This is a genomic window from Bacillus sp. REN10 (assembly GCF_016820555.1).
Taxonomy (GTDB): domain Bacteria; phylum Bacillota; class Bacilli; order Bacillales; family Domibacillaceae; genus Bacillus_CE.
The window spans coordinates 297,371-318,738 of record NZ_JADHDW010000004.1; the positions used below are offsets into that span (position 1 = coordinate 297,371).

The window sequence follows — 21,368 nt, forward strand, 5'->3', positions numbered from 1 at the left end:
AAAAAAGTGAGTTTTTTCACTATTTAAAGTTGGCACGCTTTTTGCATATATAAATATGACTCTATAAGCAAAGAAGGAGAAATGAACATGACTAGAAAATTTGCTAAAGTAACTGGTGCTTTACCAGGTCCAAAATCGAAAGCATTATTAGAAAGAAGACAAGCAGCAGTTGTCAAAGGTGTTTCTAACGGTGTGCCTAGCTTCGCAGCGAAAGCAGAAGGCGCTTTAATTACAGATGTAGATGGAAATACATTTATCGATTTCGTTGGTGCAATTGGTACAATGAACGTTGGACATTGTCATCCAAAAGTGAAAGAAGCATTACATAAACAAGTCGATGAATATATCCACCCTGGATTTAACGTAATGATGTATGAGCCATACATCGAGCTTTGTGAAAAATTAATCGCTCTTGCACCTGGCGATCATGAAAAGCAAGCGATTCTTTTCAACAGTGGAGCAGAAGCAGTAGAAAATGCGGTAAAAGTTGCTCGTAAATATACAAAACGTTCAGGTGTTATTTCGTTCTCACGTGCTTACCATGGCCGTACATTGTTAACAATGACAATGACAAGCAAAGTAAAACCTTACAAATATGAGTTTGGTCCATTTGCGCCAGAAGTATACAAAGCGCCATTCCCTTACACATACCGTCGTCCAGAAGGCACAACAGAAGAGCAATACATTGACTCTGTGATTAGCCAATTTGAAGACTTCTTCGTGAACGATGTAGCTCCTGAAAGCGTAGCTGCTGTGATCATGGAACCAGTACAAGGAGAAGGCGGATTCATCCCTGCTCCACAAAAATTCATCCAAGCAGTATACGATATTTGTAAAAAACACGGCATTCTATTCATTGCTGACGAAATTCAAACTGGTTTTGGTCGTACAGGTAAACAATTTGCGATCGAGCATTTCGGCATCGTACCTGATTTAATGACAGTTTCTAAATCAATGGCAGCTGGTGTGCCAATCAGTGGTTTGATCGGCCGTAAAGAAGTAATGGATGCTGCTGCTCCTGGTGAACTTGGCGGAACATATTCTGGTAGCCCGCTTGGATGTGCGGCTGCATTAGCAGTTATCGATATCATGGAAGAAGAAAAAATTAACGAACGTGGCGCGGTTCTAGGTCAATTAGTGATGGATCGCTTAAATAAATTAGGTGAAAAATATGATGCAATCGGTGAAGTTCGTGGCTTAGGTTCAATGGTTGCTGTTGAACTTGTTAAGGATCGTACAACAAAAGAGCCTAACAAAGAGTTAACTAACGCGATTATTGCTGAAGCTAACAACCGCGGCTTACTAGTGATCAGTGCAGGTGCTTACGGAAACGTTCTACGCTTCTTAATGCCACTTGTGATTACAGATGAGCAAGTAGCTGAAGGTTTAGACATTCTTGAAGAAGCTTTTGAAGCAGCTGTTTCTTCATTAACAGTTCAAGCTTAATTTGGTTGATCCTAAGAGCAACTAACTTATCTCCTGGTCATATTTTTGCTATAATGTAAACAAATATGATCGGGAGGAAGTTCTTCATGAATACATCTCATGATTCTGTACGAGAAGAGTTGTTCGATATTTTTGAATCGTCTTTCGATGAAATTCTAGTGACGGATGCCCAAGGGTTCGTCATTCGTGTCAATTCAACTTGTCAAAAAAACTATGAAAAATCAGCTGGTGATTTAGTTGGTAAGCATGTGAAAGAGTTAGAGAAAATGGGACTCTTTTATCCTTCAGCAACCACACAAGTCATCGAAAAAAAACAGCCAATTGAGCTGTTTCAAGTATCTAATTCCGGCCGGTACTATCATGTACGTACAAGGCCGGTTTTTAATCGGGATGGATCTTTAAAAAGTGTCATCAGCTACTCTCGTGACTTGACAGAGATTATTCATTTAAGAAACAAGATTGAAGAAATGGAAGACCAGCTCGCTACATATAAAAGAGAGTTAAATGAGCCGCTCGAAGTTGAGGGGCTCATTTCAAAAAGTGAGCAAATGGCCAAAGTGATGATGCTCGTCCGCAAAATTGCGAAAGTCAATTCAACTGTTTTGCTATTGGGGGAAACAGGGGTCGGCAAAAGCAGAATTGTTCGTTCCATTCACCAATTAAGTGATAGGAAAAATCAAGTGCTCAATGAAATCAATTGTGCGGCCTTGCCTGAACAGCTAATTGAGTCAGAATTGTTCGGGTATGAAGGCGGGACCTTTACTGGGGCTTTTCGTGAAGGAAAAAAAGGGCTGATTGAACTGTCTAATAACGGAACGCTCTTCTTAGATGAGGTGGGTGAACTTCCGTTAACGGCTCAAGGAAAATTGCTTCATGTGCTGCAGGATAAACAAATTCGTCCTGTCGGGGGAAGTCAGCCGATTACCTTGAATTTAAGAATTATTGCGGCTACCAATAAAGATTTGAAAAAGATGGCGGAACAAGGAAGCTTCAGACGTGACTTATACTACCGTTTGAATGTTGTGCCGATTCATATCCCGCCATTACGGGAAAGAAAAGAAGATATTATTCCATTGACCTATCATTTTCTTGACTATTTCAACGACTTGTATAATAGCCATGTTCGTTTTTCGCCAAAGGTATTAAATGCCTTTTTAAATTATGAGTGGAAAGGGAATATTCGTGAGCTAGAAAATATGGTCGAACGGCTCGTCGTGACAAATGATGAAGTGGTGACGTTAAATGACTTGCCGCTCGAATTAGTGCAGCAGGAATTAACGGAGAAAGGAACAACCCTTCCAGAAATGCTTGAGGAAGTGGAACGAAAAATGATCATTGAAGCCTATGGGAAATTTTCCTCCACTTATAAACTTGCGAAAGCACTTGGAATCAGTCAATCCTCGGCCGCTCGGAAAGTCAAGAAATACGTGGAAGGCGAGGAATAACGCTCTTTTATGGACAACAAGAAGGGGGAGAAAGCAAATGAAGAATTGGAAAATGTACATTAATGGCGAGTGGATTGATAACGACAAGAAAATTCAAGTAATCAACCCAGCTACCAATGAAGTCATTGCCACTGTACCAGAAGGTGGAAAAGAAGAAGCGGAACAAGCAGCAACGGCGGCATATGAAGCGTTTAAAACATGGGCGAAGCTAACAGCTGCGGAACGCGCTCATTACTTAAATGAATGGTATCGTTTAATTGATGAAAACAAAGAAGAAATCGGTCAAATTATGACAAAAGAGCAAGGGAAGCCACTTCCGGAAGCGATTGGTGAAGTCGGTTATGCCAACAGCTTTATTTCTTGGTATGCAGAAGAAGGAAAACGCATTTACGGAGAAACGATTCCAGCTTCTCATCCTCGTAAACGTTTATTTGTGCAAAAAGAGCCGGTTGGTGTCATTGCCGCGATCACTCCTTGGAATTTCCCAGCAGCGATGATTACGAGAAAAGTAGCACCAGCGCTTGCGGCTGGATGTACAGCAGTCATCAAACCAGCGGAGCAAACGCCATTAACAGCGATTCGTTTAGTGGAACTAGCGGAAGAAGCAGGTATTCCGAAAGGCGTTATTAACATCGTAACAGGCGATCCAAAAGCGATTGGGGAAGCGTGGATGAAAGATGGCCGCGTCCGCAAAATTTCTTTCACTGGTTCAACAGAAGTAGGGAAATTATTAATGCGCGGCGCTGCAGATACGATGAAAAAAGTATCGTTTGAACTCGGCGGCCATGCACCATTTATCGTGACAGCCAATGCTAATATCGAAAAGGCAGCGCAAAACTTAATCGCTTCTAAATTCCGTAATGCGGGACAAACATGTGTATGTGCGAACCGCGTATATGTTCATGAATCCATCGAAGCGGAGTTTGCTGAAGCGTTTAAACAAGAAGTAGCGAAGTTAAAAATGGGGAACGGTTTAGATGAAGGCGTGACAATTGGTCCGCTAATCGATGAGCAAGCGGTGGCGAAAGTGATTAGCCAGCTAGAAGATGCGAAACAAAAAGGTGCGAACATTATTGCAGGCGGCAATAAACGTGAGGACTTAACAGGTTATTTCATTGAGCCAACAGTGATTACCAATGTAACTGATGATATGCTTTGTATGAACGAAGAGACATTCGGTCCATTAGCGCCTGTGACAACATATAAAACGGTAGAAGAAGTGGTCGAACGCGCCAACAATTCTCCATACGGTTTAGCAGCCTATGTGTTCAGTGAAAACATCACAGAAGCGATCGATATTGCTGAAGGTCTTGAATACGGAATTATTGGCTTAAACGATGGTCTTCCTTCCGTTGCCCAAGCTCCATTCGGCGGCTACAAACAGAGCGGTCTAGGACGTGAAGGCGGTCATTACGGCATCGAAGAATATTTAGAAGTGAAATATATCTCATTAGGACTATAATGAAGAAAAGCATCCGTGACGGATGCTTTTTTCTTGTCTCCTCCTTACGATAAGTCAACATCCATTCACTATCGTTCATCGTGTTTCCTTTATCTCATACGGCTGGCTCCAGTCCATACGTCGCTAAACGGCGCCTTTCGCTTTTCTACTGTCCAGCTCCGCCTCCTAGACACTCGAGTCAAATGCCAGCCTGACTGCATGGCTGAAGAACGCCATTCCGTCATTCTGTCATTTGCTTGTCGTGTCTGAGCAGTCGGCTCCGCTTTTCGATTGTCCAGCTGCAGGCGCTATCGGCTCGAGGTCAAAAGCCAAGCCGGCCAAAAGGTTAAAAAGCAACCTTTCAGCCGACTCGTCTTTTGCTTGTCGCCGATGAACGAGCGCCTTCCACTTTTCTGTGTCCAGCTCCGCCTCCTAGACACTCGAGTCAAATGCCAGCCTGACTGCATGGCTGAAGAACGCCATTCCGTCATTCTGTCATTTGCTTGTCGTGTCTNTCGTCTTTTGCTTGTCGCCGATGAACGAGCGCCTTCCACTTTTCTGTGTCCAGCTCCGCCTCCTAGACACTCGAGTCAAATGCCAGCCTGACTGCATGGCTGAAGAACGCCATTCCGTCATTCTGTCATTTGCTTGTCGTGTCTAAACAGTCGGCTCCGCTTTTCTGTGTCATTCGATGATTCCTGTGTCCATTGTTTTTACTTTGATTTGGACGTTGATGGAGGCGGAGGGGTAGTGGTTTTTCCACTTGTCCATGTCGAAGTTCCGGTATTTGCTTCTTACTTTTTCGCTGATGCCAAGCGGGTCAATGTGCAGGTTTTGGAATTTTTTAATGATTTTTTTCGCTCGTTTGTTTTCTTTTTGCATCCATTGTTTTTCAATGTTTTGCACGGTTTTTGGGTTTTTCAGCGACAATCCGGACGCATCAATAATTTCTCCGAGCATGGACACTTCAATTTTTATATTTGGATTTTCTTTTGGTCCGCTAATGCGGTATTTCACTTTAGAACGGACGTTTTTAATGACGACATAATGCCCGCTATTTAATTTTATATCGTAATTACCGTCACGAGATTTTTCATATAAAATTTTAAATAAATAACTTTCTTTATAAGAGAGGGAACCCACATAGCGAGCATCTTTAAAAAGAGCCAGTCCTTTTAAACGGATATGTTTTTTCTTTAACTGTAACAAGGGTAAAAAAGGGTCTTGTCCTTCTCCATAATATTGGGCCAAAAAAGAATGAAGGTTCGTTTCAGGAATAATATTTTTTATCCCTTGATCGAGCAATTCAGCTAAATAACGAGAAGTGAGCACGGTGCTTGGAAATTTAGATTTCAGCAATTTTTCCGTACTGCCGTCCACTATCGCCAGATGCATGCCCCTTCCGATATTAGGATCACGGCTATAAGGTTTAACAAGGTGGAAAATTCCTTGCTGCGCTAAATCTTTACTATATAGGACATTATTTAAACGCCCCGTACTTAAAGGTTTTTGGGCTTCTCTTTGAAAGAGTTGTTTCATGCTTGCTCGCGCATGTCCTTCAGCGGTGAAAGTCACATCTTTTGGTGTTACATCTTGACCAGGGGGGAAAAAAGGAGCGGCGGCTGTTGCTTTGATCCGGTCCTTGCCTGCTGAGTCATACCCAGCAGCTGAAATATGCTGGGTATCTTCCAAAATGGTCGGTTCTAGTTGGTAATTAGTTAATAATAAGAAGGTTAAAACAATCCAAAATATTTTTTTTCTCATTGTGGTCGCCTCATCTTATTGCGAATGATTTGAAAAAAATAAACAAAAGGTATATATACATAAAACACAAATAACCCGAAATAACCAACGGATGTCAGCCATTTGTTAATGACTTTAAGCTCTGTAATAGATACAACAGTGATAAATAGCGCAACAATAAGCAGAATCACACTATGTTTTTGTTTAATGTTAAATAATTGTTTTATTCCTCGTGTCGCGGCCCATGTATACAAGCAGATATTTGGCAATATAACTAAGAGCCAAAGAGTCAGTCCGGCATACTCGAACCGCTCCACGAAAGGCAAATTGATGACTTTCCATAAAGTTAATGTAGCCCAAATCGTATTGGACAATTGCCAATGACTGAAATACAACAGTGAAACAATAATCGTCAATAAATAAATAAAAGTGGTGTATGCTACTCCTAATTGTGCCCACTTGTGTGAACGTTCGGCTTGTTTGATAAAAGGATAACAGAAAAAAATGGTTTCAAATCCACTGTAACTAAAGGATACTTCTTTAGAACCAGAGATAATGTCAGGGAGTGAGTGATCTAAAATAGGCAATAAATAAGAGATTTTCGCCTCTTGCAGCGGAAACCAGTACATTAATAGTAAAGGGAGAGTAATCACAAATGTCAGAAAACAAAGTCCTACATTGACTCTGAACCCGCTGGTGACATAAAGGTATACTAATGTAAATAGGATGATGGCCATATACCATGTTTCTAATTGAGGAAAAATCCAAATTTGGATGACTTCGATATAGTTGCGGGCGATCGTCAGTCCGATAGACAATAAATACACCATTAACGTAAGGCTGAGCAGCCCGCCAATCCACTTACCGAATAATTCTCTGTGAATGACGGTAATATCATTGTTTCCTTTCTTTAATATTTGATAGGTCATCCACATAATTATGTGCATCGAGAGGCCGACGAGGACGACAGAGATCCATGCATCATGACCAGCTGCTTTTGTCACGTTGCGCTGGAATCCGAGAACACCGACACCGATTTGCACAGAAGAAATAATATAAAAAGCAAAATAAGGAGACACTTTATGTTTTTCGGCCGGTAATGGTAGCATGGGATTCACCTCCACTTCATCATTATTCATCAATATCAGGTTTGTTTTCAGGAGGAGACTGTTTGTCAAAGCGTTCCGCTTGTTCCGTTCTTACTTGTAATGGCCGAAGCCGTTGCTGATCAAAGGGAAGTCGGAATAGAGCGTCCTTTAAATCGGCTCGCCGCAGAGGGAAAATCGGTTCAAGAAACGGCCGGCCGAGCGAAGAAAGCTTCAGCATATGCAACAACACAAAACATCCGCAAATGACAAGGCCTAATAATCCAAGGAATTGCGCGAATAGAAAAAAAGGAAAACGAATGAAACGAATCGCATAGCTTACTTGATAGATCGGTGTCGTAAACGAAGCAAGGGCACTTAAAGCGACAAGAATTAATAACACATTGCTTGTTAAACCCGCTTGTACAGCGGCAGTACCGATGACAATCCCGCCAACGATACCAATCGTTTGTCCTACTTTTGTCGGTAGTCGGGCTCCGGCTTCCCGCAGTAGTTCAATGGTAAGTTCCAAAATAAGCGCTTCTAATATGGGTGGAAAAGGGATTCCACTTCGAGAAGAAACAAGTGTATTTAATAAATCTTGTGGGATCATTTCGTAATGATATGTTAAAATGGCGACATAAGTCGGGGTCGATAGCACAGAAAAAAGAACCGCAAATACACGGATTAACCGAAAGATGGAAGCGATAATCCATGTATAAAAGTAATCTTCAAAAGCAGAAAAAAATTCAACAAGTGTTGTAGGTGCAAGCAATACATGCGGTGAACCATCGGCTAAAATGGCGATTTTTCCTTCCGCAAGCGCACTGGCCACTCGATCGGGGCGTTCAGTATCGATAAGTTGCGGAAAGAGCGAGTTTTTATTGTCTGTAATCATTTGCATAAGAAAGGAACTATCAGGGATTTGATCATATTCAATTTCTTGAATTCTTTGAATCGCTGTATTGATATTTTCTGGATCCGCAATTCCTTGAATATAGGCCACCTTTACTCTCGTTTTAGACAGGGTACCAACGACTAGTTCTTTCATTTGTAGCTCAGGGATCGGCAAGCGTTTTCGCACTAAATTGACATTGGTATCGAGCGATTCAACAAACGCTTCTTTTGGCCCCATTACTGTATATTCTGTTTCCGGCACAGCGACTTGCCTTTTCTCTACAGCTTGAGCGGGAACTAACAGGCAAGCTGTGGTTTTCTCTTTTTCATGAAAAACAACATGACCCGTCATTAATTTATCTTTAATGTCTGCAATATTTGTGGTGATCATTAAGTCTTCAATTGGTAATTTCTCTTTAATGACTTGTAAATCCGTTAGTTTTTTATCCGCAAGCGCGGCTAGAATATTTTGATGCACCGTATCTGGATTAATAAGTGTTTTATAAAAAGAAACAAAAAAGGGAGCGTCGTCATGAAGACGAAATGTAAGAAAATCACTAGATTCTGTGCAAACCGTCAGCAATTGATTAAATTCCGTTTGTCTAAAAGATGATTGGTTTCGTTTAAATAGATTTTTCAAAAACCGTTCATCTCCTTTCACATCATTATTTTCGCCTCATTTTCTCCCGAATGATCTGGAAGAAGTAAACAAATGGAATGTATGCATAAGCAACATATAACCCCAAATTCCCTGTGAAGTTATTTAGTTGCTCAATGTTTTTTGGATCGGTGAATGAAATTACGATGAAAAACAAGGCAATCACGAGCGGGATAATGCTATGTTTTTGTTTTATGCTGAATAATTGTTTCAGCCCTCTTGTGGCTACCCATGTATACACACACATATTAGGTAGGATGACTAATAGCCAAATAGAGAGACCAGCATATTCAAATCGTTCAAGAAAAGGCAAATTGACCACTTTCCATAAAGTTAACGTGCCCCAAATGGTGTTAGATAATTGCCAATGACTGAAATATAACAAGGAAACAACCATGGTCAACAAATAAATGAAAGCGGTATATGCGACTCCGAGCTGTGCCCATTTATGTGAGGTTTCCGCTTTTTTTAAAAAAGGGTAACAGAAAAAAATGATTTCAAACGCTGAATAACTCAAAGCCATTTCTTTAGAAGCAGAGAAAAGGTCAGTCCATGAATGATCGAAAACGGGTAGCAAATAAGATATTTTCGCTTCTTTCAGCGGAAACCAATACATAAAAAGCAAAGGAAACGTAATGACAAACGTAAGAAAGCAAAGGCCGACATTCACTCGAAATCCACTAGACACATAAAGGTACACTAACACAAATAAAATGAGTGCTATATACCATGTTTCTAATTGAGGAAAGAGCCAAATCTGGATAATTTGAATATAGTTACGAGTCATAGTGACGCAAATAGATAGTATATACAGAACTAAAGCGATACTAAATAAACCACCGACCCACTTACCAAACAGGTCTCTATGAATAACCGTAATATCATTTTGGCCTTTATTTAATATTTGGTAAATCATCCATAAAGCGATATGAGTCGATAGCCCGGCCAGAATGACAGCAATCCAAGCATCATGCCCCGCGTCTTTAGCAACATTGCGCTGAAACGAGAAAATTCCGGTACCAATCTGCATAGATGTCACGATGTAAAAAGCGAAATAGGGAGACACTTTATGCCTCTCATCGGGCAACGGCAACATTAGGCTCACCTCCGATTAATCATTATTCATCAATATCACGGTTACTTTCAGATGGAGGCTGTTTCTCGAAACGTTCCGTTTGTTTGTAACGGCCGCAGACGTTGTTGATCTCGCATCCTTTAAATCGCCTCTCCGCATTGGAAAAAGGGGTTCAAGAAACGGTCGGCCAAGTGAGGATAGCTTCAACATATGTAATAAGAGGAGAGCCTAGCAAACAGTGAGGCTTGCAAGCCCAAGAAGCTGAGCAACAATTAAAAAAGGAAAGCGGATGAAATGGAATAATACGTCTAGTATGATCAAAAAGAGGGGAAGATATAACAAAAAAGCGACGAACTCATTGAGAGTTCATCGCTTTTTTGTTTATATTCATCATACGGCTGTCTCCAGTCCATACGTCGCTGAACAGCGCCATCCGCTTTTCGTGTCCAGCTCCGCCTCCTAGAGACTCGAGTCAAATGCCAGCCTGACTGCATGGCTGAAGAGCGCCATTCCTTCATTCTGTCGTTTGCTTGTCGTGTCTGAGCAGTCGGCTCCGCTTTTCTATGTCCAGCTGCAGGCGCTAGCGGCTCGAGGTCAAAAGCCAAGCCCGCCAAAAGGTTAAAGAACAACCTTTCAGCGGGCTCGTCTTTTGCTTGTCGCCGCTAAACAGCGCCATCCGCTTTTCGTGTCCAGCTGCAGGCGCTAGCGACTAGTGGATTTCCATGCTCCTCCTTACGATAAGTCAACATCGATTCACTGTCGTTCATCGTGTTTCCTTTATCTCATGCGGATCATTCCAATCCATACGTCGCTGAACAGCGCCATCCGCTTTTCGTGTTACCCGTTATGATATTTATACAGCCAAAGGACGCCGGATTTGAGGAATCTTGCGACGCGGCCTGTGATGGCGCGATCGGCTACGAAGCCAAATCCTTGTTTTTTACCTAGGGAGCCTAGGACGCCTTTTAATTTCATTTCTGGCAATTTTTCAGGAAGAGGTTCATTTTTCCAGCGTTTTTGTAATACTTGAACAATTTGTTCCGCTTGCTCTTCCGCCAATTGGGCACTAGGTGCGTGAGGGAGGCTCGCGCAATCTCCAACCACATATACATGTTCATCGTTTGGTAAGTTATGATATGGGCTTAGTTTGATGCGGCCAGATGAATCTTTTTCTACATTCATTTTGCGCACAACAATGTTTGGTTGAATGCCTGCTGTCCATACAACAGCATCCATTTCATGAACATCTTCATTATTATAGATCGCTTTTGGTTCTACTTTCACAATGTTTGCATTGTTGACAACAGTAACTCCGTGGTCAACAAACCATTTGTGAATATATTTACTTAAGCGCTCAGGAAAATCCTTTAAAATTCGTGGACCACGATCAAATAAAGTAATTTCCAGGTCCGGGCGGCTTTCGCGCAATTCACTGGCAATTTCAATCCCACTTAATCCAGCACCAATAATTCCTACTTTCGAACGAGCTGGCATGTTGGATAATGTTTGGTATGTATGACGAGCCTTTTCGATAGATTGAATGCTATGCGTATATTGTTCAGCCCCAGGCACATTATGGTATTTATCTTCACAGCCAAGACCAATGACTAGATCATCGTAAGAAATAGATTCTTCTTCTTCTAATAGGACGCGTTTATTTTCCAAATCAATCTCTTTCACTGCTCCGAAAACGATGTTCAGTCGAGAATGCTCTGGAAACGCAACGCGCACTTCATGATCAGAGATTGTTCCTGCAGCAAGTGCATAATATTCTGTCTTTAGGCAATGGTAAGGTACCTTATCGACTAAAGTAATGGTGACATCTTCTGGTAAATTATTCGGCAATAGTCGAAGTAACACGCGCATATTTCCGTAACCGCCACCAAGTAGTACTAAATGTTTCATAGAAATATCCCCTTTTATGCATGATATAATTCTGTGACATCCCCAAAGATTCTTGTCAAAAAAACACGATTTTTTTATTCTGCCATAATGAGTATATCGAAATCTAACTGTTTTCACAACAGACATCAAGCATTTTGACTATAAAGTTTTCTACTTTAATCTCATCGTCAGAGATAGTAAAATAGAAGTAAGAGGTGAGAAAAGGATGAAGCCAATTATTGAGTTTTGCGTGAGCAATTTGGCGAATGGTGCGCAAAAAGCGCTTGAGATATTAGAACGTGATGTGAACCTAGATGTCATTGAGTATGGATGTTTAAGTTATTGTACACGATGCAGTGAAGGGCTATTTGCTCTTGTTAATGGCGAACCGGTGGATGGCAAGACACCCGAAGAGCTAGTTGATAACATTTATGAGTATTTAGAGGAAAACCCGATGTTTTAAAATGGACGAGGACGTGACAGGTGCCTGTCACTCCCCGAAATTTCTCGAATTTTGTCTAGGCAGTGGCTTCTTTTTGCTGTTTCATTTCTTCACGAATTTCATACCAGCGATCTCGGGCCATATCGACAATTTTCTTATCTGACGACATATGTTGTTTTTCAATCACTTTAGAGAAATAGGAGACAGCAACTTCATTATTATCAGCGCGTCGATTTAATTCAGCGATTAAATATAATACTTTTACTTCAGACATTTGTTTGCCTGTCAGATCTTCTGTTTCATAAGCCTCTTTATATTGATTGGCCGCCATCAGCATAAAACGTTTTTCTTCTTTTAAATGCCCTAATTCCCGATATAGCCAAGCAGTGCGAAGGGCTAAGCCAGCTAGGGTTAAATGTTTTTCCTTTTTAAGCAAACCGCTATAAAGAGCAAGTTTATAACTGTTAATCGCCTCAAGAATCGTTCGTTCTTTTCCGTAATCTTGATAGACCCACTGATTTTTTATTTGATCGATGATCTTATCTTTCGCTCCAGGAGCAAAATAGGATGAGAATTCATCTGAGAAAGAGTAGCCGCAATGGCAACAGACAAACACATGGTAGAAGAGTGGATTGCAGCTATCTTGATCATACATAGGCATTAAGTCGGTGTCATGACCATTAACTTTTACGAAGCGATTTCTTAATTTAGTTGTTTGAAACTTTTGTTCACAAACAGGACATTTTAGTTCTTTTTCGTAATAAGGAGAGATGTGATCCATACGATTTGCCTCCTATGACTATTCAGTCTCTAGTATGTCTATATACTTATCTATTTATTTAATTATAGACTATTTGAATCATTATAAATCTAGGTAATAAGAACTATTTTGTCGGTTTGAATGGGGATTGAGCAGTTTGGTTGTGAAGGAGGTTGGGGATGTATATACTAATAATAAAAGAAGAATGGATGGAGGGGTTTCCAGTGAAAGAAGTTGAAGTAGTCACCGTAACGGAAGCAGCGGCTTTTCAAATAAAAGATATGATGAAACAAAATGAAGAAGAGGGAGCTAATTTGCGCGTCACCGTACATGGTGGTGGCTGTAGTGGCTTGTCCTACGGCATGGGGTTTGATCGCGAAATGAAAGAAGGCGACATTGAACTTGATCAGCATGGCATTCACATTGTGGTCGATAAAGACAGCGCCCCTGTATTAAAGGGAACCGTCATTGATTACAAGCAATCTTTAATGGGGGGCGGCTTCACCATCGAAAATCCGAATGCGATCGCTTCCTGCGGCTGCGGTTCTTCCTTTAGAACAGCCACGAATGAAGGAAAACCGGAGAATTGCTAAATCATTTGTCAGGCACTTCCTTGTTAGAGGGAGTGTTTTTTTGTTTGGAAAGTATATGAAAGTCGAAGAAAGCGCAGGCAAGGTCAAAGAAACTTAACTAAAGGCCCCAACTTAAAAGTTGGAGCCGGAACTAAACAGCGGCTTATTTTTTCTGTTCGAATAAAGAGGTGCTGTGCAATGGTTGGACGCGAGCTTTCGGATCGAGATAGGCTTTGGCGTTGTTGACGGCTGTCGGTGCTTCGCCAAAGCCGGTAGCGATTAATTTTACTTTGCCGTCGTATGTGCACACATCGCCAGCGGCGTACACTCCTTCTATATTAGTCTCCATTTTTGAATTGACGATGATGCTGTTTTTTTCAATCGCTAATCTCCACTCTTTCATTGGACCAAGGGAGGAGACAAAGCCGAAATTGACGATCACATCATCGACTGGCAGAATTTCTTTGCGGTCCGTTTCCACTCTTGTTAATTCAAGCGCTCCAATTCGGCCGTCTTCTTCAATGACGTTGCTCGGTACATAAGGAGTCATAATATTGACGTTAGAGGCGCGAAGTTGTTCCACACTATGCTCATGCGCTCTAAACTTTTCGCGGCGATGGATGATAGATACTCGCTTGGCGATCGGTTCAAGCATCAGCGCCCAATCAACGGCTGAATCCCCGCCTCCGCAAATAGCGATATGGCGGTCTTTAAAGTGTTCAATGTCTGTAATGGAATAATGAAGGTTTGTTTTTTCGTAAGCGGCGGCATTGGGAAGTTCTAGTTTCCGTGGCTGAAAGGCGCCATTTCCTGCAGTGATGATAATCGTTTTGGTGAAATGGACTTCTTGGTTGGTTGTTAGCTTGAATGTGCCATCTGTTAATTTTTCAAGTGTTTGCACAGACTGTCCTAAACAGATGGTTGGAGAAAATGGTTCCATTTGTTCCACAAGGCGATCAATCAGTTCTTGGGCGCGAACTTTAGGAAATCCAGCGACATCGTAAATGTACTTTTCAGGATAGAGAGCGGACAGCTGCCCTCCTAGTTGCGGCAAGCTTTCGATAATTTTGACGGATGCTTGGCGCATACCAGCGTAAAAAGCCGTGAATAATCCAACAGGCCCGCCACCGATAATAGTAATGTCAAATAGCTTTTGATCATGATTCATTCGAAATCCCTCCTCAGAAACAAAAAAATGGTATTTTCTTATCTCTATCATACCGAATTTGTATCAGATTCACACGTAAAGATACTTTTTTGACTGAAATTTTTTCACAATAAGGTAAATGGAAAAACAAATAAAATATTTTCCATTAAACATCTTGAAAAAGATTTACAAAAGACATATTATTAAATCATACATGCAAATATTGAGATTTTGTGACGATTTTTATCGTGTTTTTTTGCATTTATTCGTGAAAAATATCACAATCTAAATGTAAGGCTCTACAGCAAATTCGAAAATATGGATAAAGGTGGAAGTGATTATTGTGAGAAAGCCGAAGATCGTAGTGTTAGGTGCAGGGTATGGTGGATTGATGACAGTTACTCGTCTTCAAAAAATGTTAGGACAAGACGAAGCAAACATTGTATTAGTAAACAAAAATGATTACCATTATGAAACAACTTGGCTTCATGAAGCGTCTGCAGGTACATTGCATCACGACCGTGTTCGCTATTCTATTGATAGCGTTATCAATCGCAGCAAAGTAGAGTTTATCCGTGCAGAAGTGCAAGATATTAAAACAGCTGAAAAGAAAGTGATTTTAGATTCTGGCGAAGTGGAATATGATTATCTTGTATTCTCGCTTGGTGGCGAATCCGAAACTTTCGGTATTCAAGGGTTAAAAGAGTATGCGTTTACAATTTCTAATGTCAATGCGGCTCGCCAAATTCGTGAGCATATTGACTATCAATTTGCGACATATGCAACAGAACTAGAAAAGAAAGAAGAGCGCTTAACAATCGTTGTCGGCGGTGCTGGATTTACAGGGATTGAATTCCTTGGCGAATTAACAAACCGTGTACCTGAACTTTGCCGCGAGTATGATATTGATTATTCTAAAGTTCGCATTTATTGCGTAGAAGCAGCGCCAATGGTTCTTCCAGGGTTTGATCCTGAGCTAGTGAAATACGCTGTTTCTCAATTAGAGAAAAAAGGTGTAGAATTCAAGATTGGCACAGCGATTAAGGAAGCGACGCCAGAAGGCATTAAAGTAGCGAAAGGTGAAGAAGAGCTTCAAGAAATTAAAGCGGGAACAGTCGTTTGGGCAGCGGGTGTTCGTGGAAGCTCGATCATTGAAAAAGCAGAGATCGAAAATATGCGTGCTCGCGTAAAAGTAAACCCTGATTTACGTGCGCCAGGTCATGACGACATTTTCGTCATCGGTGATTCTTCACTTATTATCAATGAAGAAATTAATCGTCCATATCCGCCAACAGCTCAAATTGCGATGCAGCAAGGGGAAGTATGTGCGCGCAATTTAGTGAAGCTAATAAAAGGTCAAGCGGATGATCTTGAAACATTTAAACCAGACATTAAAGGTACGGTTTGTTCTTTAGGAGATGACGATGCAATCGGTGTTGCTTTCGGTAAGAAAATGACAGGTACGAAAGCGTCATTCATGAAGAAGATGGTTGATAACCGCGCATTGTACATGATCGGTGGGCCGTCATTAGTGATGAAAAAAGGTAAATTTAATTTCCTATAAGCAAATGGATAGAGGCTGACCTTAATGGTCAGTCTTTTTTTATGGAGAAAGGAGCGGGTTGGTTGAAAAGAGGGAACGTTTGGTTAGGGGCCGCTGGTTTAGTGATGGATTCTTCAGGTCGTTGGCTAGTGGTGAAGAAAAGTTACGGCGGATTAAAGGGGCAATGGTCATTACCAGCTGGATTTGTCGATCAGGGCGAAACGGCGGATGAAGCGGCCGTTAGAGAAGTGAAGGAAGAAACCGGAATCGATTGTGAAGTTTGTGGTGTCGTTGGGATTCGATCAGGAGTGATAAAAGAAGAAATCAGTGATAACTTAATCATTTTTTTATTGACGTTAAAGGAAGACGGACAGCCTATAATAATAGAAGAAAAGGAACTGATTGATGCGGCTTGGCTGTCGACAGAGGAACTGAAAAACGATGCTCATACCTCTATTTTATTGGGCACACTCGTTGATCATATTGAGAGTGCCTCGCTGTTTTGTCAAGAGGGAGTGGACCCTGGAATACAGTTTGGTTATACCTCCTATAAATTATTCTTCTAATTTTGAGATCAATTTCATCGAAAAAGGAGATTGTACGCTCGGATCTCCTTATGGTATATTATCTGAAAATTAAAATAAATAATTCAAGGAGGAATTTAAATGACAATTCAAACAAAAAAACAACCATGCCATACTTGTGAAGGGAAAGGATATCTTCAACTCCTCCTCGGCGGTTCTGAAACTTGCCCGAACTGCGATGGTGAAGGGAAGAATAAAGAATAAGGAATATAGGGGGCATCCTTCATTTGGGAGGATGCCCCATTATCTTGACGTTTTCCTTCTTCCTAAGGTACACTATTCTTTAGTGATTTAGGAGGGGAACGGAATGCATATAGCTATTTTACTTGTTTCAGTGCTGCTATTTTTCGTGTTGTTTTTCGGAATTGGCTTCTTATTAAATATGTTGTTGCGGATGACATGGGTAATGGCGCTTCTTTATCCGCTTGTAACCATTATGATTGTCGATGAAATCAGCACGTTTGATTATATTTTCCATGCAAGTGAAGCGTTTTCAGCTTTAGGAACGAAAATTATTTCGCTTAAAGCACCAGATATTATCATTTTATCAAGCGGTCTGCTTGGTGCGATCACTTCAGGTGTGACCATGCGTGTTCTTCGTCAAAAAGGCTATCAAATGTTTTAATTGACTTTCTTACATAAAGAGCCCTGCAAAAGGTCGCTATTCGCGGATCTTGTGCAGGGCTCTTTCTCTGTCACTTAAACCATTCATCCATTTCAACTGTTTCAAAAATAGACGGATGAAGCATCATCGCTAGCTTATGAAGCCCAGCTAATAGCCGTGGGGAAGGACGGCAATAAAGCTCTTCTTCCATGACGGCGACGTTTTGCTGCTGGATGGCAGGCAGCTCCATCCAGCCCGGTCGTTTTTGGACGATCGCTGGATTAATTTTTTCCGTTTGCACGCCAACCCATGAGAGTAAAATGTAATCCGGGTTTCTTTGTTTGACTTCTTCCCAATCGGTTCGGAAGTTAGCGGTCTCTTCATCGCCAAAGATATTGTAACCGCCGGCCAGCTCGCTTATTTCCGTCAGCCAATTCACTTTTCCAGGAGTGAACACGGGCTTTGGCCACCATTCCCAGTAAAGCGAAGGCCGCTTGTCGACAAGGTTAGATGCCTGTTTAAATGTTTCCACTTGAGAAGTGTAGCGCTCCGCTATCAATCTAGCTTTTTCAGTTACCCCACATGCCGCTCCAACCTCTATCAGTGACTGGCCAATCTCTGCTAACGATTGCGGGTTCGTCACGATATAGGGCAATCCTCGCTTTTTCAGTTCCTCTACATTCTTTTCCATCCCAGGCACACTTAAAGAAGCAATCACAAGATCCGGCTTTAACGTCTCCACTTGATCAATATTAATATCAAGGTCGGGTCCAAGCCTCGGCAAATGGGCAATCGTTTTTGGCCAATCGGAATAGTCATCAACGCCGACAAGCTGATCGGTGAGACCGAGAAATTCAATTAATTCTGTGTTGCTTGGACAGATCGAAATTAATCGCATACGAACCACTCCTTTTCTTTCATTTTATCATAGACATTTGTCCCGCGTTAACGGGCAGTAAGCCTCCCACTGATTGAAGTTTCACTTTATTCGAATTGCGAAATAATTTTCTGTATAATGAAAGTGAGGTGATCAAATGTTTACAGTAAAAAATGAATCGTATTTACAGCAAGAAACTCCTTGTTTAATCGTGGGACTTTATGATCGTCCGTTGAAATTTGAAGGCGAGCTAGCGAGACTAGATGAACTATTCAATGGAGAGTTGACGGCATTAGTGAAAGAAGGCGATATCTCTGCTAAAAGCAAAAAAATTGCGGTTGTGCCTACGTTAGGAAAAATGCCAGCGAAACGTTTACTGTTTGTCGGACTTGGAAAAGAAAAGCAAGCCGATTTCCATGAAATGAAGGAAGCGATTGGTGAAGCGTTCGTCAAAAGCAAGCATTTTGGGCTGACAGCAGCGGCTGTAGCCCTAGATAGCTTTGTTTGTGAGGAAATCAACGCAGAAGATGCCGCGCATGCATTCAGCGAGGCATTTGGGCTAGCAACCTATGAATTTAAAGGCTACAAACAAACATCGAATGAGCCAGAGAAGAAGATTGAGGAGTTATTGATATTAACAAAAGCAGACGAGGAAGCGATACGAACAGCTCTCCAAGTCGGCTATGCGTTAAGCAAAGGAACGAATTCCGCCCGCACGCTAGTGAATACACCGGGAAATCTATTAACGGCATCTGACTTAGCGGCTTATGCGGAACAATTAGCAGAGAAATATGGCTTTGAAGTCGAGATTCTTGAAAAAGCGGACATGGAAAAGCTCGGCATGGGGGCTTTTTTAGCAGTGAATCAAGGATCAACTGAGCCGCCGAAAATGATTACGCTGAAATATCAGCCGAAAGAAGAATGGACGGATGTACTCGGTTTCGTCGGAAAAGGAATCACGTTTGATACGGGTGGCTACTCGTTGAAGCCTAAAGACGGAATTGTCGGCATGAAAACGGATATGGGCGGCGCGGCCGCGGTATTAGGTGCGATGGAAATTATCGGTGAACTAAAACCGAATCAAAATATCGTCGCGGTCATTCCATCTACTGATAATATGGTGAGCGGCCATGCCTTTAAGCCAGACGATGTCATTACGTCGATGAGCGGTAAAACGATTGAAGTGTTAAATACGGATGCAGAAGGCCGTCTCGTGCTCGCCGATGCAATGACATATGCGAAGCACCACGGCGCCGATTACTTAATTGATGTCGCAACATTAACAGGTGGCGTCATTGTTGCACTCGGCACTGATAAAACGGGTGCAATTACAAATAATGAAGAATTGTTTGAAGAAGTGCTAGAAGCGTCTTTTGAAGCAGGTGAGTTCATTTGGCGCCTACCACTAACGGAAAAAGATAAACAGCGCATTCGCAACAGCGCGATTGCTGATTTAAACAACTCACCAGGCCGTGACGGTCACGCGATTATGGGCGGCGGATTTATCGGTGAATTTGCGGAAGGCACGCCGTGGGTTCATTTAGATATCGCCGGGACAGCTGACACGAATAAAGGCGGTTCTCTTGGACCTGCTGGAGCGACAGGCGCGATGGTACGGACATTAGCCTTACTAGCAATGCGTAGAAATGAAGAATAAGAGAGAGGCTGAGAGATCAGCCTCTTTTTTGAGTAGAATTCCTCGACTTTTTTCCACTTCTCCAATTTTTCATCGAACGAAAAAAAGCATTGACAACTTCCATGAATATTGTTATTTTTATTTTAGTTCTCTACCAATTTACCAAACTAAAGTACGAGGGGGCATCTTAGATGAATGCAGTTGTGATTGCTGTTATCGTCATGCTTCTCCTTAGTCTATTACGTGTCAATGTTGTGTTTTCTTTGATTACGGGTGCACTTATTGGAGGAGTAGTTGGCGGTTTAGAAATAGAAGGAACAATTAAGGCGTTTACAGAAGGAGTCGGAGGCGGTGCCAATGTAGCGCTTAGCTATGCGATGCTTGGCGGATTTGCGGTAGCGATCTCCAGCACAGGATTGCCGAATGCATTAGTTGACTTTGCTTTAAAATATGTAGGAAAGAAAGAAGATGCGAGAGCGAAAAAGTTATCAAGAGCTCTTATTTTATTTTTTATCTTATTAATGGCTTGCTTCTCGCAAAACTTAATTCCAATTCATATTGCTTTTATCCCGTTATTAATTCCACCATTATTGAAAATATTAAATGAACTGCAAGTGGATCGTCGTTTAGTGGCCTCTGTTTTAACATTTGGTCTCGTGACGCCATACATGTTGTTACCTGTTGGTTTCGGTCTAACCTTTCACGAAATTATTGCGACGAATATGACGAAAAGCGGCTTGCCTGTGGAGATGAGTCAAATTCCGAAAGCGATGTTATTTCCAGCGGCTGGCATGCTAGTTGGTTTGTTAGTAGCCGTCTTTTTCTCTTATCGCAAGCCTAGAACGTATGAGGATCCACGTATATCTGTGGAAGCTGCAGAAACACAAGGTTATTCCACTAGTGGGATTATGTTTTCTGTTGTGGCCATTATTGCGGCTCTTATTGCCCAACTTTATACGGAGTCGATGGTGTTTGGCGCATTAGCTGGAATTGTCGTTCTGTACGCATTTAAAGTCATTCGCTGGGATCAAGCGGATCATTTGCTGACAGAAGGCATGCGGATGATGGCGTTTATCGGTTTTGTGATGATTTCCGCGTCAGGGTTTGCCAATGTGATGAGTGCAACAGGAGACGTAGAATCATTGGTGGAAGAAGTGGCTAATATGATTGGCGGCAATCAAGTACTTGGTGCACTACTGATGCTTATTGTTGGCTTATTTGTGACAATGGGGATCGGTTCGTCTTTCTCGACGATTCCGATTATCGCGACAATTTTCGTGCCGTTAGCGTTAGAGCTTGGCTTTAGTCCGATGGCGACGATTGTGCTTGTCGGAACAGCGGGTGCTTTAGGAGATGCGGGTTCGCCAGCATCTGACAGCACACTTGGACCGACATCCGGTTTGAATATCGATGGGCAGCATGATCACATTTGGGATACATGTGTACCAACGTTTTTGCATTATAATATTCCAGTGATTATCTTCGGTTGGATTGCGGCGTTAATTTTATAATGGGGAACTTGCCCATGC

General features: G+C 41.8%; 20 protein-coding genes. 12 read left to right on the top strand and 8 right to left on the bottom strand.

The features are described from left to right. Positions 1-87: 87 nt before the first annotated feature. The 3 genes from gabT to IRB43_RS09075 all read left to right on the top strand — a co-directional run bounded on the left by gabT (position 88) and on the right by IRB43_RS09075 (position 4,353). A complete protein-coding gene (gabT, locus tag IRB43_RS09065; RefSeq protein WP_481748129.1) occupies positions 88-1,446 on the top strand; it encodes a 4-aminobutyrate--2-oxoglutarate transaminase in 1,359 nt (452 codons plus the stop codon). An 86-nt stretch (positions 1,447-1,532) separates the two neighbouring features. Then, the gene (locus IRB43_RS09070; protein WP_203363133.1) at positions 1,533-2,891 is read left to right on the top strand and encodes a sigma-54 interaction domain-containing protein; all 1,359 of its coding nucleotides are present in this window, start codon (positions 1,533-1,535) and stop codon (positions 2,889-2,891) included. Between the two features lie 52 nt (positions 2,892-2,943). Beyond that, entirely contained in the window at positions 2,944-4,353 is a 1,410-nt protein-coding gene (locus IRB43_RS09075) for an NAD-dependent succinate-semialdehyde dehydrogenase (protein ID WP_203363193.1), read from the top strand. A 663-nt stretch (positions 4,354-5,016) separates the two neighbouring features. Here the strand turns inward: IRB43_RS09075 and IRB43_RS09080 are convergent. From IRB43_RS09080 to IRB43_RS09095, 4 genes are read right to left on the bottom strand one after another with little or no spacing between them, the layout of a single operon-like run. Then, on the bottom strand, positions 5,017-6,096 hold the full coding sequence (locus IRB43_RS09080; RefSeq protein WP_203363134.1) for a Ger(x)C family spore germination protein: 1,080 nt from the start codon (positions 6,094-6,096) through the stop codon (positions 5,017-5,019). After that, positions 6,093-7,184 carry a GerAB/ArcD/ProY family transporter gene (locus IRB43_RS09085; protein WP_203363135.1) on the bottom strand — a complete coding sequence of 364 codons (1,092 nt, stop codon included), beginning with the start codon at positions 7,182-7,184 and terminating at the stop codon, positions 6,093-6,095. The genes IRB43_RS09080 and IRB43_RS09085 overlap by 4 nt, the downstream gene beginning before the upstream one ends. Before the next feature lie 22 nt (positions 7,185-7,206). Next, complete coding sequence (locus IRB43_RS09090; RefSeq protein WP_203363136.1) at positions 7,207-8,697, bottom strand: spore germination protein; 1,491 nt, start codon at positions 8,695-8,697, stop codon at positions 7,207-7,209. Between the two features lie 25 nt (positions 8,698-8,722). Beyond that, positions 8,723-9,811, bottom strand: a complete 1,089-nt coding sequence (locus IRB43_RS09095; protein ID WP_203363137.1) for a GerAB/ArcD/ProY family transporter — start codon at positions 9,809-9,811, stop codon at positions 8,723-8,725. A gap of 268 nt (positions 9,812-10,079) precedes the next feature. Between IRB43_RS09095 and IRB43_RS09100 the strand changes: the two genes are divergently transcribed. Continuing rightward, positions 10,080-10,253 carry a hypothetical protein gene (locus IRB43_RS09100; RefSeq protein WP_203363138.1) on the top strand — a complete coding sequence of 58 codons (174 nt, stop codon included), beginning with the start codon at positions 10,080-10,082 and terminating at the stop codon, positions 10,251-10,253. A 374-nt stretch (positions 10,254-10,627) separates the two neighbouring features. Here the strand turns inward: IRB43_RS09100 and IRB43_RS09105 are convergent, their stop codons facing one another. Then, a complete protein-coding gene (locus tag IRB43_RS09105; protein WP_203363139.1) occupies positions 10,628-11,695 on the bottom strand; it encodes an NAD(P)/FAD-dependent oxidoreductase in 1,068 nt (355 codons plus the stop codon). Between the two features lie 205 nt (positions 11,696-11,900). On the opposite strand from IRB43_RS09105, the gene IRB43_RS09110 reads away from it, so the two are divergent. Beyond that, a complete protein-coding gene (locus tag IRB43_RS09110; RefSeq protein WP_095480354.1) occupies positions 11,901-12,137 on the top strand; it encodes a YuzB family protein in 237 nt (78 codons plus the stop codon). Between the two features lie 55 nt (positions 12,138-12,192). Here the strand turns inward: IRB43_RS09110 and IRB43_RS09115 are convergent, their stop codons facing one another. Next, complete coding sequence (locus tag IRB43_RS09115) at positions 12,193-12,897, bottom strand: DUF2225 domain-containing protein (protein ID WP_203363140.1); 705 nt, start codon at positions 12,895-12,897, stop codon at positions 12,193-12,195. 188 nt (positions 12,898-13,085) lie between these two features. Between IRB43_RS09115 and IRB43_RS09120 the strand changes: the two genes are divergently transcribed. Further along, entirely contained in the window at positions 13,086-13,469 is a 384-nt protein-coding gene (locus IRB43_RS09120) for a HesB/IscA family protein (protein ID WP_203363194.1), read from the top strand. A 142-nt stretch (positions 13,470-13,611) separates the two neighbouring features. Here the strand turns inward: IRB43_RS09120 and IRB43_RS09125 are convergent, their stop codons facing one another. Further along, positions 13,612-14,616, bottom strand: coding sequence for an NAD(P)/FAD-dependent oxidoreductase (locus IRB43_RS09125; RefSeq protein WP_203363141.1), 1,005 nt, complete (start codon positions 14,614-14,616; stop codon positions 13,612-13,614). A 322-nt stretch (positions 14,617-14,938) separates the two neighbouring features. Between IRB43_RS09125 and IRB43_RS09130 the strand changes: the two genes are divergently transcribed. From IRB43_RS09130 to IRB43_RS09145, 4 genes are all read left to right on the top strand, one after another. Then, positions 14,939-16,159, top strand: a complete 1,221-nt coding sequence (locus IRB43_RS09130) for an FAD-dependent oxidoreductase (protein ID WP_203363142.1) — start codon at positions 14,939-14,941, stop codon at positions 16,157-16,159. A 41-nt stretch (positions 16,160-16,200) separates the two neighbouring features. Continuing rightward, positions 16,201-16,704, top strand: coding sequence for an NUDIX domain-containing protein (locus tag IRB43_RS09135; RefSeq protein ID WP_203363143.1), 504 nt, complete (start codon positions 16,201-16,203; stop codon positions 16,702-16,704). Between the two features lie 99 nt (positions 16,705-16,803). Further along, positions 16,804-16,926 (top strand): YuiA family protein, encoded by a 123-nt coding sequence (locus tag IRB43_RS09140; protein WP_203363144.1) that lies wholly within the window; start codon positions 16,804-16,806, stop codon positions 16,924-16,926. 103 nt (positions 16,927-17,029) lie between these two features. Next, positions 17,030-17,347 carry a YuiB family protein gene (locus tag IRB43_RS09145; RefSeq protein ID WP_203363145.1) on the top strand — a complete coding sequence of 106 codons (318 nt, stop codon included), beginning with the start codon at positions 17,030-17,032 and terminating at the stop codon, positions 17,345-17,347. 70 nt (positions 17,348-17,417) lie between these two features. Here IRB43_RS09145 and IRB43_RS09150 read toward each other — a convergent pair whose 3' ends face one another. Then, on the bottom strand, positions 17,418-18,224 hold the full coding sequence (locus tag IRB43_RS09150; RefSeq protein WP_203363146.1) for a cobalamin-binding protein: 807 nt from the start codon (positions 18,222-18,224) through the stop codon (positions 17,418-17,420). A gap of 136 nt (positions 18,225-18,360) precedes the next feature. On the opposite strand from IRB43_RS09150, the gene IRB43_RS09155 reads away from it, so the two are divergent. Both IRB43_RS09155 and IRB43_RS09160 read left to right on the top strand, forming a co-directional pair. Beyond that, positions 18,361-19,860 carry a leucyl aminopeptidase gene (locus IRB43_RS09155; RefSeq protein ID WP_203363147.1) on the top strand — a complete coding sequence of 500 codons (1,500 nt, stop codon included), beginning with the start codon at positions 18,361-18,363 and terminating at the stop codon, positions 19,858-19,860. Between the two features lie 170 nt (positions 19,861-20,030). Beyond that, the gene (locus tag IRB43_RS09160; RefSeq protein WP_203363148.1) at positions 20,031-21,350 is read left to right on the top strand and encodes a Na+/H+ antiporter family protein; all 1,320 of its coding nucleotides are present in this window, start codon (positions 20,031-20,033) and stop codon (positions 21,348-21,350) included. The last annotated feature ends 18 nt before the right edge of the window (positions 21,351-21,368 follow it).